The sequence below is a fragment of the Streptomyces sp. NPDC047072 genome (genome assembly GCF_040643855.1).
Classification (GTDB): Bacteria; Actinomycetota; Actinomycetes; order Streptomycetales; family Streptomycetaceae; genus Streptomyces.
In genome coordinates, this window is the sequence record NZ_JBEYVC010000049.1 from 1 (window position 1) to 18653 (window position 18653).

Annotated in this window: 8 protein-coding genes; 3 read left to right on the forward strand and 5 right to left on the reverse strand. The window is 72.8% G+C overall.

Going from position 1 to position 18653, the window contains the following annotated elements:
* The 3 genes from ABZ896_RS21925 to ABZ896_RS21935 form a co-directional block, all read right to left on the reverse strand.
* Positions 1 to 3705: FtsK/SpoIIIE domain-containing protein (locus ABZ896_RS21925; RefSeq protein WP_360931471.1), on the reverse strand; the 3705-nt coding region annotated here is incomplete at its 3' end.
* 96 nt (positions 3706 to 3801) lie between these two features.
* A complete protein-coding gene (locus ABZ896_RS21930; RefSeq protein ID WP_360931474.1) occupies positions 3802 to 4101 on the reverse strand; it encodes a WXG100 family type VII secretion target in 300 nt (99 codons plus the stop codon).
* Between the two features lie 80 nt (positions 4102 to 4181).
* Positions 4182 to 9500, reverse strand: coding sequence for a hypothetical protein (locus ABZ896_RS21935; RefSeq protein ID WP_360931477.1), 5319 nt, complete (start codon positions 9498 to 9500; stop codon positions 4182 to 4184).
* 210 nt (positions 9501 to 9710) lie between these two features.
* Here ABZ896_RS21935 and ABZ896_RS21940 point away from each other — a divergent pair, with 210 nt between their 5' ends.
* Entirely contained in the window at positions 9711 to 11318 is a 1608-nt protein-coding gene (locus tag ABZ896_RS21940) for a hypothetical protein (protein ID WP_360931480.1), read from the forward strand.
* Between the two features lie 107 nt (positions 11319 to 11425).
* Entirely contained in the window at positions 11426 to 12337 is a 912-nt protein-coding gene (locus ABZ896_RS21945) for an SCO0930 family lipoprotein (protein ID WP_360931483.1), read from the forward strand.
* Positions 12338 to 12811: 474 nt separating this feature from the next.
* Here ABZ896_RS21945 and ABZ896_RS21950 read toward each other — a convergent pair whose 3' ends face one another.
* Together ABZ896_RS21950 and ABZ896_RS21955 are read right to left on the reverse strand one after the other, a co-directional pair.
* Positions 12812 to 14350 (reverse strand): FG-GAP-like repeat-containing protein, encoded by a 1539-nt coding sequence (locus ABZ896_RS21950; RefSeq protein ID WP_360931486.1) that lies wholly within the window; start codon positions 14348 to 14350, stop codon positions 12812 to 12814.
* A gap of 83 nt (positions 14351 to 14433) precedes the next feature.
* A complete protein-coding gene (locus ABZ896_RS21955) occupies positions 14434 to 14952 on the reverse strand; it encodes a hypothetical protein (RefSeq protein WP_360931489.1) in 519 nt (172 codons plus the stop codon).
* Between the two features lie 291 nt (positions 14953 to 15243).
* Here ABZ896_RS21955 and ABZ896_RS21960 point away from each other — a divergent pair, with 291 nt between their 5' ends.
* Entirely contained in the window at positions 15244 to 18612 is a 3369-nt protein-coding gene (locus ABZ896_RS21960; RefSeq protein ID WP_360931492.1) for an ALF repeat-containing protein, read from the forward strand.
* Positions 18613 to 18653: the final 41 nt, after the last annotated feature.

Here is an 18653-nt window from a genome sequence, read left to right on the forward strand (position 1 = left end):
GGGACGGGCCAGCTTGAAGAAGTCGTCGAGCAGGCCGGCCTCGCGCAGGGCGATCTGGCCGAAAAGAAGGCTGCTAGGTGTACCAGTTGGAAAGGTGCTGGAAATTGATAGGTAGTACTTCGACTGCCGGAAAGTGTCGCGCACCAGCACGCCCCGGCCCGCCGGGAGGTCCTCGGGGATCGTGCGGGCGGTGAGGCCCACCATGCCGTAGTCGGCGCGGTCGTTGAGGCGCAGCACCAGCTTGTCCTCGGTGCTGGAGGAGAACCGGCCCTGGCTCAGGATCCGGTCACCGGCCAGGACCAGGTGGACACCGACGCTCGCGCCCTCCCGGAGCAGCTGGATCATCGCGTCGAGGACGCTGCCCTGGTCGTAGAGGGCGAAGTCCCGGTCGAACGCCTCGAACCGGTCCACCAGCAGCAGGATGTGCGCGGGCCGTTCGGACGCGGGCAGCGCCCGGCGCAGTTCGGTGAGGTCGGCGACGCCGTACCGGCCGAGCAGGGCCCGGCGGCGGCCCGCCTCGGCGGTGAGCCGGTTCAGCAGCCGGGCCACCCGCTCGACCTGGGCCCGGTCCACCACCGCGCCGCAGTGCGGGAGTTCGGCCAGCGCCTGGAGGGCGCCGTTGCCGCAGTCGAGGCCGTACAGGTGCACGTCGGCGCAGCCGTGCCGGTCGGCGACCGCCGCGGCCAGGGTGCGCAGGGTCTGTGAACGGCCGCCGCGCGGTGAGCCGATGACATGTACGTGGCCCATCGTGTCGAGATCCAGGGCGAGTTCCCGCCGGGTCTGCTCGGCGGGCACGTCGACGAGACCGTACGGCACCGCGGCGAGGCAGCCCTCCTCGGTGGGGTCCTCGGCGCGGGGCAGGTCGGCCAGGGCGAGGTCGGTCGGCAGCGGCGGCAGCCAGGGCCGCCGCGCTTCGGGCACCGCGAGCTGTACGGCCGCCTCGCGCATCGCGGCCACCAGGACCGAGAGGTCGGTCACCGGCTGCACGGCCCGTTCCTGCGGGGTGGGCCGGGGCGGCGGGTCGCCCAGCTCCTCCCAGTGCAGTTCGGTGAGGACCGGCGCCGGGGGCCTGCCGTCCGTCTCGGCCGGATCGAGTCGGCGTCCGCCGATCCGCCCGGTCTGGAACGGCAGCAGCGCCGCGTGGCCGAGCCGGGCGTAGGCGCGTCCGGGGGTGCGCGGGGAGAGCTGGCCGGAGTCCGGGGCGTCGATGATGTCCCGGCTCTCCCCGGTGTCCGTGGTGCGCAGCGCGATCCGCAGGTTGGTGTTGGCGCGGATGTCGGCGGTGACCGCGCCGGACGGCCGCTGGGTGGCCAGCATCAGGTGGATGCCGAGCGAGCGGCCCCGCTGGGCGATGTTGACCAACCCCGTGACGAAGTCGGGCAGTTCACGGACCATGGAGGCGAACTCGTCGATGACCAGGACCAGTCGGGGCAGGGCCGCCAGCTCGGGGCGCCGGGTGCGCTGTTCGGTGTAGTCGTCCAGGTCCTTGGCGCCGGCCGCGGCCAGGATGTGCTCGCGGCGCTTCAGCTCGGCGCCCAGCGAGGTCAGCGCCCGCTCCACCAGGTGGCTGTCGAGGTCGGTCACCATGCCGACGGTGTGCGGGAGTTCGGCGCACTCGGCGAAGGCGCTGCCGCCCTTGTAGTCGACGAGGACGAAGTTCAGCTCGTCGGGCCGGTTGGCCACGGCGAGGCTCGCCACCAGCGATTGGAGCAGCTCCGACTTGCCGGAGCCGGTGGTGCCCGCGATCAGTCCGTGCGGTCCGTCGGCGGCCAGGTCCACGGCGAACGGCCCGTCGAGGCCCACGCCGAGCACCGCGCGGGTGCTGCGTCCGCCGATCACCCAGTTCGCGGCGACGGCGTCCGCCGTGGGCGGCTCCAGGCCGAGCACGTCCAACAGCCGGGCCGAGGGCGGCAGGAGGTTCTCCTGGGCGTCGTCGCCGACGTCCCGGACGGGGGCCAACGCGCGGGCCACGCCCACCGTCCAGGCCCGCCCCGGGGCGTCCATCCGGACGTCCGTCACCGGGTCCGCCTGGGCGCGCTCCACCCGCAGCCCGTCGGGTCCGGCGACCGCGACCGCCTGGCACTCCTCGGGCAGCAGCCGGGCCTCGTCGTCGACGCAGAGCGCGTACACGCCGACCGCGGGTCCCTCGCGCAGTATCTGGATCACGCCGGGCAGCGAGCGCAGGCGGCGGGCGCCGTCCAGGACGACCAGCACATCGGGTTCGCCCGCCGCGCCGCCGCGTACGGCCCGTGCTCCGGCGGCCTGCCGGGCGGCGATCAGCGCGCTCAGTTCGGCGACCCTGCGGCCCACCGACTCGGCGGTCGCGCCGACCAGGGTGACGGTGTCCTCGCCGAGCGGCGCGCACTGCGGCAGCCAGTGCACCCACGCCCAGCGGTCCGCGCCGCCGGAACCGGACAGGACGCAGATCCTGAGGTCGGAGGGGCTGTGCAGGACCGCCGACTGGGCGATCAGCCAGCGCACCAGCGGTTCGGCGGCCGGTCCGCCGGCCACGCCGAGGACGCCGGCCTCACGGAGCGGGACGGTGACCGGAACCGCGTGGATGGTCCGGGTGATCCGGCGCCGGTGCTCGGGCTCGGCGGGGTCGTCCAGTTCCACCAGGGCGGGCCGGTCGGCGAGTCCGAGGCGCAGCAGCAGGAAGTCGTCGTCGCGCCAGCGCCGTTCCCACAGCCGCTGACGCGGGCCGACGGCGATCAGCAGCGCGGCGGCCGGGTCCGGGCAGGCGGCGCGCCGGGCCCGCTGCTCGGCCAGCACCGCCTCGTCGACGTCGGCCTCCAGCGCGGCCTTCTTCTTCTCGTACTCCTTCAGCTGCTCCTCGTAACTGTCCTTGCCTCTACGGCGGTTGGACATCTGGGAGACGATCGCGATGACCGGCGAGAGCAGGCCGAAGATCAGGAAGCGCATGTTCTGGAGGAGCAGGACGGACACCATCGCCATCACCAGCGGGGCGAAGACCACGGTGAGCTGGAACCTCATCCGGGTGGGCTTGGCCGGCGCGGTGGGCAGCAGGAACCGGTCGCGCACGGGCGGCGGCAGCAGCCGGGGCGGGCGGTTGTAGTCCAGTCCGACGCCGTCCTCCGAGGGTTGCAGCGCCGCGTCGGGCACGGACGGGTCGGCCAGCTCCAGGAGCACCGGCCCGACCGTGAGCACCCCGCCGCGCGGCCACGGCGTCCAGTCCCGCACCGGTGCGTCGTCCAGTCGTACGGCCGTCCCGTCGTCCGCGAAGTCGACGCCGAGGGCGGCCGAGTCGACCGTCACGGTGCCGTCCGCGCCCACCTTGAGCCGGGCCGCCCGCTTGGCGAGGCCGTCGGCGGTGAGGCGGATCCGGCAGTCGGTGCCGGCGCCGATGTCGTAGTCGCCGGGCGGCAGCCGGAACACCGACCCGGCGTCGTCCCCGCCGATGCCCCGCAGTTCGACCACGCCGTCGGGCTCCCTGCCCGGCACGAAGGTCGGCGCGTCCAGCGCCAGCAGGCTGCCCGCGCGCAGTTCGGCGGCGCCCACCGGCCGGTCGGCGTCCAGCGGGACGGCCCCGTGGAACAGCGCGGGCCGGGCTCCAGCCCGGCCACCGCGCAGCCGCTGATGCAACTGCTCGGCGAGCTCGCCGACCGGAACCCCGGGCTCGGCGTCGATCAGGATGTCCGCGCTCCGGCCCTGCTCGGGGTCGACGGCGGTGACGGTCAGACGCATGATCGGTGCCTCCTCGTGGCACGGGCTGGGAAAGGTGAACCGCCGGCCGGACCGGGGGAGCCCGGGCCGGCCGGCGGTGGTGGGGAAGGGGTGGAGTCAGGAGGCGCGGAGGCTGGAGCCCATGTCGCTGTCCATCTGGACCATGGCCTCGCCGTACTTCTTGACGTAGTTCGAGATGCCGGTCAGGCCTTCCATGACCTGGGTGTAGGTGCCCGTGAACTCCTCGACGAAGGGCTTGAAGTCGGTCTGCGCGGACGGGGTGTTGTAGCCGTCGGCGGTGAGGGCGTCCAGGTCGGCCTTGATCTTCGCCAGCTGGGCCTTGGCGATGTCGTACTCGTTCATCGTGGTGGCCGCGGTGCCCGCCATCTTCTGGTCGTCGATGAGGTAGTTCGCCATGGTGTTCTCCTCTTTATCTGTGTTCGCTGCGGTTCATCGGTGTGTTGGTGCTTCAGACACGTACGTGCGCGCGAAGCGGTTCACGCTTTCGCGGGTTCTTCCTTCGGCGGGTTGAGGAGCTCGGTGTCGGCGTTGTTGTTGAGGTTGCCGAGGGTCTTCACCGGGATGCTGGTGTAGATCTCCTCCGGGCCGCCGGACTTGAAGCCGTACTGGTTGTCCAGCTTCTTGTTGGCCAGGGAGTTGCCCACCCCGTTGCCGAGCTTGGCCGCGGCGTTCTCCAGCGTGGTGCCGAGGTCCGCGTGGTCGGGCCCGAGCGTCGAGTAGAGGACGCCGACACCCTGGCCGACAACTCCCTTGAGGACGCTGCTGAGCGCTTCGTAGCCGTACTCGCGCAGGTCGGTGACGGAGCTGGGGCCGCCCGTGTGGTGGAAGTAGTCATGCGCGGGCGCGTGCTGCTGGTTGAAGGAACCGGCCGGGTCGAGTTCGTTGACGGTGGTGCCGCCCGCGTCCTTCACCTGGACCGCGCCGCTGTCGCCGAGGCCGACGGTGAAGGTGGCCTGGTTGCCGTCGGCGCCGGTGGTGACGGTGCCCTCGACCCCGTTGTTGCCGATCTGGAAGGTACTGGTCTCGGCGGCGCTGTTGACGCTGAACGTGGCGTCGCCCGACGGGTTCTGAGTGATCGTCACCCCGGTGGCGTTGTCCACGGTGGTGGCCGTGCCGCCGTTGATCGTGGTGATGGACCCGGCTCCGCCGGCGGGGGTGATCACCGGGCCGTTCGCCGTGGAGACGACCGTCGTGTTGTTGCTGAAGGTGGCCTGCGGCGGGCCGGCCGGTCCGACGCCGTTGGGCGGCGGCGCGGCGGCGACCCCCGGTCCGTTGAGCGTGCCGTCCGGAGCGACGGACACGGTGTCCTGCGGACCGTTGCCGCCGCCGGGCACGGACACGTCGAAGGCGCCGTTCCCGGTGGACTTCACTTCGAACGCCCCTCCCCCGTCGACGACCGATCCGCCCTTGCCGCCGACCGGCACGCTCACCCCGGGGCCGCCGTTGTTGGGGGCCACGGTGAAGGTCTCGGGGCCCGGCGCCGGTCCGGCGAACGCCGGGTTCGCGGGGCCGTCCACCACGCCCGCCAACTGACCCGCGGTACTGGCGTTCTCCTGGCCGCCGGGGGTCTTGGTGACGGTGACGCCTCCGGTGTTCACGGAGGTCGTACCGCCGAAGAAGCCGTCGTGGTGGAGGGTGGGTCCGCCGCCGGGGGTGGGCACGGTGATGCCGCCGTGGCCGTCGCCCGTGACGGTGCTGATGGAGGTCTGTCCGGCGCCGTTGCCGACCGGGTTGCCCGCGGTGTCGACGGTCACCGCCGGGTTGGGGCCGAGGCCGGTGACCCCGCCGGGGGCGAAGGTGCCCTGCGCGGGGCCGTACGTGGTGGTGAACTCGCCGGCGTTGGCCGGGTTGAGGTTGTGGCTGACCGTGCTGCCGGGCTCGGCCACCGGATCGATGCCGTGCGTGGTGACGTTGGCGCCGGGCTGCCCGTTGGTCAGGACGTTCTCGCCGCCCGTCTGCTTGGCGCCGAACAGGGTCTGCGGCGGGGTGGTGACGCTGCCCTGGGTGTGGTCGGCGGTGATCGTGGAGCCGCTCGGCGAGTTCTGCACGGTGACCGTGCCGTTCGGGTCGACGGAGTGGCCGATGCCGGACTTGTCGTGGACGACGGTCGTGGTCGTGCCGTTCTGGCCGCCCGCGACGGTGGTGGTGAAGCCGTCGGAGGAGTGCGTGAAGGTCTGTCCGTCGGAGCTGACGACCCCGCCGCCGGGGGCGGTGAGCGTGGCGGCGGCGCCGGGGTTGCCACCCCGCGGGGGCGGCAGTTGGGCGGCGGTGCCGTCGGGGCCCTGCGCGCTGATCGTGCCGTTCGGCGCCGAGGTCGCCGTCGTCGGCGTTCCGCCGTTCTGCGCGGCGCCCGTGAAGGTGACGTCGCCCGTCGTGCCGACGGAGGTGGTGACGTCGTTCGCGCTGATGCCGCCCGGTCCGACGGTGGCGGCGGTGCCGCCCTGACCGGTGTTGGTGACGGTGGCGACCGGGACGTTGGCGGCGTCGGTGTTCGGTGCCACGGTGAACGGCCCGTCCGTGACCGTGCCGTTCGGGCCGACGCCGAAGGTGTTGCCGGAGTCGGTGGCGGTGGTGCCGCCCGGACCGTGCACGACGGTGGTGTGGGGGCCCGCCGGGGCCGTGGTGGTGACACCGCCGTCGGTGCCGACGGTGGCGGCGGCCACGTCGGCGCCGCCCGACTGGGTGGTGGCCCCGCCGTTCGTCAGCGCGGTGGAGGTGCCGCCGGACGTGGTGACCTGGGTGGGGACGGTGCCGTCCGCCGTGGGGGCGACGGTGACCGCAGGCGTGCCGCCGGCCGGGCCCACGGTGATCGCCCCGTCCGGGCCGACGCCCAGGCCGGTGCCGCCCTGGGTGACCTGGGCGGAGCCGTGGGGGCCGACGTTCACCTGGGCCGGGTTCAGCCCTCCGGTGTTCGTGGTGACCCCGTTCGGGCCGAACGACACCTGGAGGGGGCCGGAGTTGACGGTCGTGGTGCCGTTGGACACCGCCGCCGTGGCACCGCCCGTGCCGGTCACGGTGACCGTGGCGACGCCGTTGGTGTCGACGTCGACGGTGGTGTTGCCGAGGGTGACCGGGTTGCCGGGGGTGGGCTGCGGGGCGCCCGCGATGCCGGGCTCGCCGCCGAAGGGGGTCGCGGTGATCTGCCCGGCCGGGTTCACGTCGAAGAGGGTGCCCTGGCTGGAGACGCTCGCCGAGCCGTCCGGGTGGATCGTGGTCGTGCCCGCGAGGATCGTGCCGTCGCCGGTCTGCTTGATGCCCCCGACGTCGAACCGGGTCGGGGTGACGGTGAGCGTGCTGTTGTCGTGGTGGGTGACGGTCAGGTCGACGGGGCTGAACTTCACCTCGGTGCCGCCGCCCGCGACCGAGCCGAACCCGGCCCCGTCGACCTTCACGGTCCCCACCGACACATCGCCGCCGGGGCTCACCGTGACCGGCCCCGTCGTCCCGGCCGGGTTCACGGCGAGCGTGCCGTTGCCGCCGTTGAACTGCACGGTGTCCGGGGTGGCGCCGCCGGAGTTCACGGTGAAGCCCGTGCCGTCCAGCGTGGCGGTGGGTCCGTTCGGGACGACGACGGTGGTCGGACCGCCCGTGTTCCCCGGGAGGGTGCTGACGACGCCGGTGTCGGTGACGGTGATCGGGCCGCCGGTGGTGGTCGGCGGCAGGACGACGCTCTGGCCGTTGCCGCCCGCGTTGACGACGGTGACGGCTCCGTTGGTGCCGAGCGCGGTGGTGGTCCCGTCGGGCAGCGTGACCGTGTTCGGGGCGGCGGAGTTGCCGGTGAGCGAGGTGCCGCCACCGACGTCGATGCCGATGGCGCCGGTCGCCGGATCGTGCGTGGCCACCGGCGGCGCGCCGTCGCCCGGGGTCGCGGTGTTGAAGACCGAGGTCGAGCCGTTCTGGTTGCTCACGCTCAGCCCGTCGCCGGAGACGGTGCTGAACTGGGGGGTGTCGGTGACGCTCAGGCCGTTCGGGGTCTCGACGGTGGTGCCGTCGAGGGTGAACTGCGGTACCGGGTTGCCGTCCGCACCGGCCGGCCCGTTGATCGTCGTAGGACCGCCGCCCGGACCCTTGGTGACGTCGCCGAAGGACCCCGAGGTGGTGAAGCCGCCGTTCTGGGGCAGGTCGGTGGTGAGCGTGGGCTTGCCCTGGTCGAGGCCCTTCGCCTCGATGTGGCCCGGGGCGAACTCGCCGAGGAAGGCACCGGCGGCCTTCTCCTGGAAGCCCGGCCCCGCGAGCGGGGTCTCCACGGTGGTCGTCGTGCCGTCGGAGGTGACCTTCTCCCCGGCCGGTGACGTGATGGTGTTCGCACCGCCCTCGGTCGTCGAGGTGAACCCGTCGGGCGTGGTGGTCTTGGTGGTGACGACCGGTGCGGCGTCCCCCGGAGTGGCGGTGCTCTGGGTGACCGTGCCGTCCGGGGTGCCGACCGTGGTCTTCAGTACGCCCGTCGACGGGTCCGTGCCGGTGGAGCCCTCGATGCCGTGGAAACCGGTGTTCTGCGTCTGCCCCTTGCCGTCGACGTGGAAGGCGCTGCTGAACTTGAACCCGTCGGGGGCGAACCCGGCGCTCCCCTTGGAGAACGCCTTCCCGATGTTGTTCTTGAACTGCCCCTTGATGGTCAGGGCGTCCTTGATGCTGTTGGCGAACTTGGTGCCCCCGGCCACGGTCAGCACCCCGCCGGTCGCGGCGCCGATCAGCGAGCCGATCGCCGCCGGCCCCGGCTTGAACTCCTTGCCGTCGACGCCCGCCGTGATCGCGGACGCCGTCAGTCCCAGGGTGAACTCGGTGCCCACGTCCACCCCGGCCTTCGTGAGCACGGCCCCCAGGGGGTTCACCTTCAGCTTCGTCAGGCCCTTGCCCAGCGGGGTGATGAACTTCCGTACGAAGGTCGAGCCCTTGACGGCCGCCGCCACCCCGGTCGCGATCGTCCCCGCGCCCTTGCCCAGTTTGGCCAGCGCGGGCGCGAACTTGGCGAACTTCGCGATCGTCGCGCCGACCTTCCCGGCGGCGCCCAGCAGCACTCCGCCCGGCACCAGGGTGACCAGCCCGATGATGATGTCGCCCGCGTCGAACTTGCCCTGTGTGGCCATCCTGATGATCGACACGCCGAGCAGCAGCGCGCCCAGGGCGATGCCCACCACCGGCAGGAACACCGCGACGATGCCCACCACGATGCCCGCGATGATCTCGATGACCGGGTTGTCGGCGAGGAAGTCGCCGAACTTCTGGATCCCGCTGCGCTCCTCGATCGCCTTGTCCGCCGCGTCCTCCAGGACGACCGAGGCGGTCCGGGAGCCGTTCTCGCGCAGCTGCCGCGCGTCCCGGCCGAGCGCGACGGCGGCCGTCAGCCGCTCCTTGGCCGCGTCCACCCGGCCCTGCTGGTCGGTGAGCGCCTGCACCTGGTCCGGGGTGGCGTCCGCGGCGGGCCGCGGCACCTCGGAGTTCGCGGTCGTGGCGACCTCCTGCGCCTGGTCGATCGCCCGGTCCAGGCGTTCCTGCGCCTCGGTGAGGGTGCCCGCGTAGAGGTCGTAGGCCCGTGCGGCGTCCCGGAAGGAGTCCCGGGTCCGCTCCAGCTTCCCCGGCAGATCCTTGTCGATCAGCTCGCGCAGCGCCTCCATCGCCTTGCCCTGGCCGTTGCGGATCGCACCCTCGCCCTTCAGCAGGTCGAAGGCCTCTCCGGCGCCGTCGCCGATCTCCAGATATGTCCTGGCCAGCGTCCTGATCGCGTCCGGATCACCCGGTGTGGGGTCGCTCGCGAACCCCAGGACCTCCCAGCCCGTGCTGTGTCGTCGTGCCATCTCCAGTGCCTCCCCGGCGTCTCGTTCGCTGGCGACCCGAGCACGGGGGATCGGCCGGAACGGTTCAGTGGCGGCCCTCCGGAAAAGTCGTTGAACCGTTCCCGGAGCCGGCACGTGTGACAGCCGGCGCGCTCGGAAGCAGGCGCCGACGACCCCGTACGGAGGAGGACGAGGACGATGCGAGACGCCCCGACGGCGACTGTGGCGCCGATGCCCCGCAGTGCCGAACCGCCCTGCCGGGCGGCCCGGTTGATGGCCGTGTGCGCGCTCGCGCTGGCCGTCTGGACGGCCCTTCCGGCACCGGCCCACGCCGCCGCCCCGGCCGCACCGGCCGCGGCGGGCGGACGTCCGGCCGCCGCCGTCCTGGCGGCGCAGCTCGCCAAGTTCTACGTCGTCAGGACCCCGCAGGAGAACGGCGGTACGCAGGAGACCCTGTTCGACATCGCGACCCGCACGCTCGGCGACGGCAACCGCTTCGAGGAGATCCTCGTCCTCAACAGCGGCCGGCTGCTGCCCGACGGGTCGGTCTTCGTCAGCCCCGACCAACTGGTCCCCGGCTTCGCGCTGGCGCTTCCCGAGGACGCCAGTGGGCAGGGCGTGCAGGTGGGCGAGGTGCCGGAGACTCAGGCGGGCGCGGGGACGGGAGCGGGGTCGGGAGCGGGGTCGGGAGCGGGGGGTTCCGCCGCACCGGCCGCGTCGTCCGCGCCCAGTGCTTCGAGTACGTCCGCCACGACCCCCACGACGGGCCGCGCGTCGAACCCCCTCGCCGGAATCGGCGACCGCGTCCCGCTGCCCGCGCTGATCGGCGGGGTGGCCGGCGTCGCCGCGCTGACCGTGATGATCGTCGCGCGCCGCCCGCTGGGCCGCGCCGCCCGTGCCGCCGGTTCCGGGCTCGCCCGCGGCGGCCGGGTGCTGCGCCCGCGGCTGCCGCGCGGAGTGGCCCTGGCGCTGCGCCGACGGCGTCGGGCCGGTCTGGCCCGGCGGCTGGCCGCCGACACCCGCACTCCGGTGATGGTCCGTCAGGCGCTGCGCGAGATCGTGCCGCCCGTCGAGCCCGGCACGGCCCACGAGTCCGCCGCAGGCCGCCCGTTGCGGGTGTACAGCGTGCTCGCCGAGCCCACCAAGCTGCTCGCCTCGGTCTCCGGCGCGGACACCGTCCCCGCGCCCTGGACCGCCGTCGCCCCCACCCGCTGGGAGCGCGCGGGACTGCCCTCGGTCGTCGAGGGCGACCCGGACGACGAGCGGATGCTCTCCCTGCCGCACCTCGCGCGGATCGGCGTGAGCGAGCGGGAGGCGCAGGTGATGGTCGACCTCGGCCAGATCAACGGCGCGCTCAGCGTGTGCGGCGACCTCGCCGTCGCCCAGGACACGGTGGCCGCGCTGGTGCGCGGACTGCTCGAACTGCCCCGCCAGAACACGGTGGTGGTCTCGGTGGACGTCGCGGCGAACACCCTGCCCGGCCTCAACGGACTGGTCCGGGTCCGCTCGGTGGCGGACGTGCGGGGCCGGGTCCCGGACGACGTCCTGAACACCGCGCGGGAGCTGGGCGTCGGCCTGGTGCGCGGCGCCGCCCGGACCGGTGAGGTCACCGGGTTCGTGGTACTCCTCGACCCGCCCACCGCCGACGAGGCCCGCACGCTCGCGGAGTTGGCCACGCCCGAGGGCGGCGGCTGGACCGTGCTCACCGTCGGCGACGTGCCCGGCGCGCACTGGCGCTGGTACGCCGAACCGGACGGCGGCGTCGACCTGGGCGTGCTCGGCCTGAAGGTGATCGTGCCCACGCAGGCCCTGGTGGGCGCGGGCACGGGCCGCGTCTGAACCACGCCCCGCGGTACTCCCCATCTCCTCACCACACCGAATCACGCCGAACCACACCGAGTACACCGAGTACACCGAGTACACCGAGTACAGAGAGAGGCACAGCCATGCGCAAAAACACCCTGCTCCCCGCCGTGTTCGCGACCGCCGCCGCCGTCGTGACGCTGTCCGCCTGCGGCACGGCCGGCACGTCCGCCGATACGGCGGCCCCCGCGGCGGCGGTCGCGAGCGCCCCGTACCAGAGCACGACCGACGCGGCACGGCCCTCCGAGGCCGGCCGGCTCAGTGTCTGGCAGAGCGCCGAGCTGGGCCCGGTGGTCACCGACGGGGCCGGTTTCACCCTCTACCGCTTCGACAAGGACAGCGCCTCACCTCCGAAGTCCGTCTGCGACGGCGACTGCGCGGCCGTCTGGCCGCCGATCCCGGCGGGTGACGTCGAGGCGGGCCAGGGCATCGACTCCGGTCTGCTCGGCTCGGTCACCCGGGCGGACGGCACCAAGCAACTCACCCTGGGCGGCTGGCCGTTGTACCGGTACGCCCGGGACACCGCGCCCCGCCAGACCAACGGCCAGGGCGTGGGCGGCACTTGGTTCGCCGCCGCGCCCGACGGCAAGAAGGCGACGGCCGCCTCGACCGAGGCGGCCGAGGACCTGCCCGACCTCTCCACGGTGAAGGACGCGGCCCTCGGTTCGATCGTCCGGGACGGCAAAGGCCGTACGCTCTACCGCTTCACCAAGGACACCGCCTGGCCGATGAAGTCCAACTGCGTCGGAGAGTGCCTGGAGACCTGGCGCCCCGCGACCCCCGTGGACGCGAAGAACGGCTCCCTGGACGGCATCGACCCCAAGCTGCTCAGCACCTACACCCGCCCGGACGGCGGCAGGCAACTCGCCCTGGACTGCTGGCCGCTGTACTGGTTCACCGGCGACAAGCAGCCCGGCGACACCAACGGCCAAGGGGTGAAGGGCACTTGGTTCACGGTCCGCGCGGACGGCGCACTCGTGAAGGCCGAGCGCTGAGCGGGACACGGCCCGTCCGAGGACCGCACCACCCACGTGAGTTCCTTGCCCGCAGAGGTGGTTACGACGATCCAACGGGGCTCCCCTGGCCCGGAGCCCCACGACAGCGGCTGTTCCCGGCTCGTCGACATCACCGGCGAGGCCGGCATCGGCAAGAGCCGCCTACTCGGCGAGGTCTGCGCACGGGCACACCGACGCGGCATATCGTGAGGGCCACGCCCTCCTCGTCGGAGGCCGTGAACGTGGTGCCGCCGAGCGCGTCCATCGGCCGGACGTTCTGCTGCGCGGCGAGGGCGGTCCCCGGAAGAACGAACGCCGAGAGGACACGTACTCCGCGGCCGTCTCCTCACCAAAGGCGTGGACATCGTCCTCGGTGGCCGCGGCGACCAACCGGCTCATGTCCGGCTCCAGTTCGGTGCGGGCGGTTCTCCTCGCCGGAGAACCGCCCGCACCCTCACGAAGCCGACCGCCGCCTCAGAAGATGCGGTACGGCCCCCAGCCGGTCCCGGCCTGGTAGCGGGTGCCGAGGGTCTGCATGCCGGACTTCCCGGTGCCGGGGTACACCCACAGCGTGCCGTCGGACGCCTGCCGGGACAGCACGTCGGTGAGTCCGTCGCCGTTGAAGTCCCCGGGGCGGATGGCGCTCTGGGTCTGCCAGCTCGTGCCGACCTGGTAGCGGGTGCCGAAGGCGCCGGTCACCTGGCCGGTGCCGGGGTACACCCACAGCGTGCCGTCCGACGCCTGGCGGGACAGGACGTCGGGGCGTCCGTCGTTGTTGAGGTCCCCGACGGAGACGACGTCCTGGCTCTTCCAGCCGGTGCCGACCTGGTAGCGGGTGCCGAGGGCCTCCATGCCGGGCTTGCCGGTGCCGGGGTACACCCACAGCGTGCCGTCGGACGCCTGGCGGGTCAGCACGTCGGTGAGCCCGTCGGTGTTGAAGTCCGCGGCGCGGGTGACGTCCTGGGTCTGCCAGCTCCTGCCGACCTGGTAGCGGGTGCCGAAGGTCTCCATCCCGGTCTTCCCGGTGCCGGGGTACACCCACAGCGTGCCGTCGGACGCCTGTCGGGACAGGAGGTCGCCGATGCCGTCGTTGTTGAGGTCTCCGACGGTGACGGCGTCCTGGCTCTGCCAGCTGGTGCCGGCCTGGAAGCGGGTGCCGAAGGTGGCGCCGGTCGCGTTCCCGGTGCCGGGGTAGACCCACAGGATGCCGTCGTCCTTGACGGCCGCGAGGTCGGCCTTGCCGTCGCCGGTGAAGTCGTCCGGGTCCCGGGTCAGGGCGTGGTCGACCCAGGCGCCGATGTCGTCCACCCGGGTGTCGACCGCGCCGGTGCGGGTTTCGGCGGGGTCGATCCCGAGGCATCCGCCTTGCCAGGAGCGGGAGTTGACGGCGACGAGTTCCGTGGTGCCGTTGACCGCGCGCAGGGCGGGACCGCCGGCGTCGCCCTTGCAGACGGTCGCGGTGGCGGAGCCGTCGAGGTCGACGGTCGTGTCGGTGGTGGCGGCGACGGTGAACGGGGCGCTGTGGAGCTTGTCGGGCACCCATTCGGTCTTGGTGCGTCCGAATCCGGCCTTCACCAGCTGCTCGCCCGCGGCGGCGGGCGAGGTCGCCAGCCGGACGGGGGTGATGGCCGGATCGGTGATCCTGGCGGCGAGTTTGACGAGCACCAGGTCCCGGTCGGCGTGCGGGACGAGCCGGATGGCCGGCAGGACGCTGCCACCGGTCTGGGTCAGGTCGGTGCGGCCGACGGTGACGGTGGTGGCGACGGCGGGCTTGCCCGCCGGGGGCTTGCCGTCCGCGGCGAAGCAGGTGGCCGCGGTCAGGACCCACTGCCGGTCGACGAGGGTGCCGGTGCAGGCGCTCTGTTCACCGACGTTGATCTTCGCCACGTAGGTCAACTGCGCCGGCGCGTCGGCTCCGTTGAGCGCGGTCGCCGGGGCGGAGCCCAGCGCGGCGGGGGCCGCGACCAGGGCGGCGGCCCACACGGCGAGACGGGGGCGTCTGGAGAGGTGCATGAACGTGGATTCCTAGTCACGAAGGCCGCGCGTCCCGTGGGCACCGGACCGCGCAGCGGTGAGCAAGTCGGGTGGGCCTGGCGCTACTTGGCGGTCCTGATCTCGACGAGCAGGTGGTCGCGGCCCTCCGGGTCGGCGGCCTCACCCACCGGTGTCCAGGAGTTCTTGGCGACGTCGAACGACTTCTCCTCGGCGCCTACGGTCATGTCGACCGCGGTCGTGTAGTCGTTGCCCTTGATCGCGTAGACCGCGGGGAGTTCCAGGGTCAGCCAGCCGGAGTTGCCCACCACCTTGAAGCAGATCCGGTCCGTCCTGTCGCGGGCCAGGATCTCCAGCAGGCCGGTCCCGCTCGTGCAGTCGGCCAGCGTGATGTGCCCGTCGCCGCGCTTGAGGACGAGGTTCCGCTCGGCCCGGATCTTGTCCGCCAGCGGGTAGCCGAAGTCCTCCACCGCGTACCCGGGAGCGTCCCCGGCGACCAGTGCGGTGGGGCCCGCCTGCTCCGACGCCCCGCCGGGGGCGCCCGCGGCCACCGCGGTCCAGGCCAGGGCGCCGACCGCGGCCGCGCCCAGTACACGCCACGCGAATCTCGCGTATTCCTTCATTGCATCCCCCAGTTGGTCGCTCGAATTCGGGCACGCAGAAATGCGATAGAGAAATCAGCCCCGTCGCTTTGCCATCCGAACACAAAGGTGATGCACAGGTCGAGCACATAAAGCCTCACAGAAAGCGACATTCCGCATGGAAGATGCGTGATCTGCATCACAGGCGACAAGGGTTGTACGGATAATTGTGGAGGAAGTGTAAATGCTCGCAACTGGTTTCTTTTTTCAGATCAGTTGATATGGTCCGGCACTACATTCCATTCCGCAGGCAATCTCAGGGGGAAAACTCTTATGCAGACAATCTTCTGGAGTCGGCGCCGTATGCTCGGCGCTCTCGCCGCGGCCACCGCCGTTGCCGCCACACCCTCCGTGCTCCTCCCCCAGGTCGCGACCGCCGCGGAGGGGACCGCGCCCGACCCGGTCCCGCTGCCGGACACCGAGCGGGCGAAAGTGGTCAAGGCCTGGATGTCGGGCGGAAAAGGCGTCAAGGCCGCGGCCACCGTGGCGCTTTCCGGCTCCGACAGCGAAATCCGGACTTTCTTGACCGAGACGCTCCCGGCCCAGACCGTGCAGGACAACCGCGTCGCCATCGTCAGCAGCCTGGACCGCGCGGGAAAGGGCCTGCGCCGGGCGGCGGTCGCCGCCCTCGACAGCGGTGACGCCGCCATCGCCGCATTCCTCAAGGACGGATTCAAACCGGCCATTCTGGAGGACCTCCAGGTGGCCACCTCCGTCGTGTCGGCCACCGGCGAGCGGGCGGTCCAGCGGGACGCCACCGCCGCCCTGAACGCCGGCACCCAGCCGGGCCTGATCACCTTCCTCACCGACACCCAGTACGACGCGCGCCTGGAGGACGCCCGGGTCCAGGTCTCCGCCATGCTGACGCAGGCAGGGCCCGAGGTGCAGAAGTACGCCGACCGCGCCCTCAGCGGCACCGCGGCCGACGTGGAGTGGTTCATCGAGACCGGGCAGCACATCGCCCGTGCCCGGGACCAGGAGTCGGCGAAGATCGAGGAGCTCGTCGCCGTCGTCGTACGGGAGGGCAAGCGCGCCGAGCGCGAGACGAACCTGGCCGTCGAGGCCTCCGCACGTGCCCAGACCGCGGCGGACAAGGCGAAGGAGGCTGCAGAGAAGGCCGCGGCCGAGGCGTCCGCCGCCAAGGACGACGTACAGAAGTCCGGGGCGGCGGCCCGCAAGGCGGCCTCCGCCGCGAAGGGCGCGGCCGACGCCGCCCGCAACGCGATCAACGCCTCGAACGCCGCCGTGTCGGCGTCCCGCCGCGCCTCCTGGGCCGCCACCGGCGCCGCCCAGGCCGCCGCGAACGCCGGCAGCGCCGCGTCCCGTGCCTACAACGCCGCGATCGGCGCCTCCAAGGACGCCGGCAAGGCCGAGGCCGCCAAGAACGCGGCCGTCACCGCGCGCAACGCCGCCGCCAAGGCCCGTACGGCGGCCAAGGCCGCTGATCAGGCCGCCATCGCCGGGACCAAGGCCGCCAGTGCCGGTTCCGCCGCGGCCTCCGCCGCGCGCAACGCGGCAGCCGCCGCGAACGCCGCCGCCCAGGCCGGTGCCGCCGCCGGCGCCGCGCAGTCGGAGGCCGCCGAGGCCAAGCGCCAGGCCGCGATCGCGTCCAGCGCCGCGAACCGGGCCACCAACGCCGCCTCCAGCGCCCAGGCCCTCGCCACCACCGCGGCCGCGGCCGCCCGCACCGCCCGGGACGCCGCCAACTCCGCGGCGGACCACGCCGACAAGGCCGCGGCCGCCGCCGAGGAGGCCGTGAAGTACGCGGGCCAGGCCGTCGACTACGCCAACAGGTCCACCGCTCACGCGGCGGAGGCCGTGAAGGCCGCCAACACGGCCACCAAGGCCGTCTCGGACGCCATCCTGGTGGAACAGAACGCGCGCAAGGCCGAGGCGGAGACCATCGAGCAGGACAAGCTGCAGGCCATCGAGGAGGTCAGACAGCTCGCCGAGATCGAGACGAAGGAGCTGACGACCTATCAGAACAAGGTCGCCCAGGCCCAGCAGACCGATCAGGCGACCAAGGACCTGATCGCCGCGGCCGAACAGGCGCTGAACGAGGGCGACATGACCGCCGCGGCGGTCCGGGGGCGCAAGGCCGCCATCGCCCTGCTCGACTCGCGGGGTGCCTGGACCCGGCAGGCGGCCCAGTACGCCCTCTCCGGCACGGACGACGACGTGTACGCCTGGATCGACCTCGACCGGGTCCTGGCCCAGGGGCAGGACGACCGGGAGACCACGCTCCATGTGGCAACGGTCGCCGGCCCCAAGATCGCCGAAGCGGCCAAGGCCGCCCTGCAGAGCTCCGACTCCAAGGCGGTCGGCGACTTCCTCACCAGCGGCATGAAGAAGGCCTCCGACGAGGACAACCGGGTGGCGATCAGCCGCATCCTGGCCTCGAACCCCGGCAAGTCCGTCACCGCCGCGGCGAACAAGGCGCTCACCATCAACACCACCGAGTCGCTGCAGTACTTCTTCGACGTCGACTACCCCAGGGCGATAGCGGAGGACGACGCGGTCCTCACCGCCTCGCTGATGACCACCGGGGGCGCCTTCACCCGGGCGTACGCCGAGGTGGCCATGGAGGGGCCGGTCTGGATGCGCCGTAACTTCGTCTCCCTGGTGCAGTACCGGACGGCCCAGCTCGACCACGACACGGCCACCCATGTCGCCGCGGTCCGCGGTGCCATCGCGGCCGCGGCGAAGATCGCCCAGAAGGCGCAGGAGAACGCCGCTCTGGCGTCCAAGGCCGGCGCCGACGCCCGTAACGCCGCCGCCGAGGCCAAGGAGTGGGCGGCCAAGGCGCTCGACTCGGCGGCCAAGGCGGAGGACTACGCGGACGAGGCCCGGCAGAACGCGGACGCGGCCGACAAGTCCGCGGCCGACGCCAAGGCGTCCGCGAGCAGGGCGAGCGCGGCGGCGTCGACCGCCCGGGGTGCCGCCCGGTCCGCGAACTACTCGGCGAACAAGGCGATGGACTCCGCCCGCGCCGCCCTCAAGTCCTCGTACAGCGCCCAGGCTTCGGCCTCCGCCGCCCGCGCCTCCGCGATCGCGGCGGGCAAGGACGCGGCGACGGCGGCGCGGGCGGCCAGCGAGGCCCGGCAGATCGTCGCGGAGAAGCGCGCGGCCGAGGCCAAGGCGGCCGCGGAGGCTGCTGCCGAGAAGGCCCGCCGGGAGCGGGAGGCCAAGATCGACCCGGCCGACAAGGACGTCAACGACCAGATCAACCCCAACGGCACCGGCGGGGACGCCGACGAGTGGTGGAACGACGCGGGCTTCTACGCCGACGCGTTCAACGCGATCAGCGTCGGTGCCGGGTTCCTGGCCGCGGGCTGTGCCCTCGCCGCCTTCGTGTTCCCCCCGGCGGCCGCGGCGGCCGGGTTCTTCTCCGCGGTCTCGATGGGCGCCGGTGCCCTGGGCACCCTCTTCACCGGCATCGAACACGGCTTCTCCAGCGGCGAGTTCTTCGAGTCCGCGATCGGCACCGGTCTGAGCCTGGTCACCTTCGGCCAGTCCAAGTGGCTCGGCGCCGCGGACAAGGCGGCCGGCGGCAAGCTCATCAAGCCCGTCGTCGGCAAGATCGCCGACGTCGGCGAGGACGTCGTGTCGGGGGCCGCGAAGGCCCTGTCGTCCATCTTCTGAGCCGGGCCGCTCCCCCTCTTCCTTCCCTCATCCACTCCAGA

Excerpts from the sequence above, each read along its gene's own strand:
- ABZ896_RS21955 (WP_360931489.1), bottom strand. The coding sequence starts at position 14,952 with ATGAAGGAATACGCGAGATTCGCGTGGCGTGTACTGGGCGCGGCCGCG.
- ABZ896_RS21930 (WP_360931474.1), bottom strand. The coding sequence starts at position 4,101 with ATGGCGAACTACCTCATCGACGACCAGAAGATGGCGGGCACCGCGGCC.
- ABZ896_RS21960 (WP_360931492.1), top strand. The coding sequence starts at position 15,244 with ATGCAGACAATCTTCTGGAGTCGGCGCCGTATGCTCGGCGCTCTCGCC.
- ABZ896_RS21935 (WP_360931477.1), bottom strand. The coding sequence starts at position 9,500 with ATGGCACGACGACACAGCACGGGCTGGGAGGTCCTGGGGTTCGCGAGC.
- ABZ896_RS21945 (WP_360931483.1), top strand. The coding sequence starts at position 11,426 with ATGCGCAAAAACACCCTGCTCCCCGCCGTGTTCGCGACCGCCGCCGCC.
- ABZ896_RS21940 (WP_360931480.1), top strand. The coding sequence starts at position 9,711 with ATGCCCCGCAGTGCCGAACCGCCCTGCCGGGCGGCCCGGTTGATGGCC.
- ABZ896_RS21950 (WP_360931486.1), bottom strand. The coding sequence starts at position 14,350 with ATGCACCTCTCCAGACGCCCCCGTCTCGCCGTGTGGGCCGCCGCCCTG.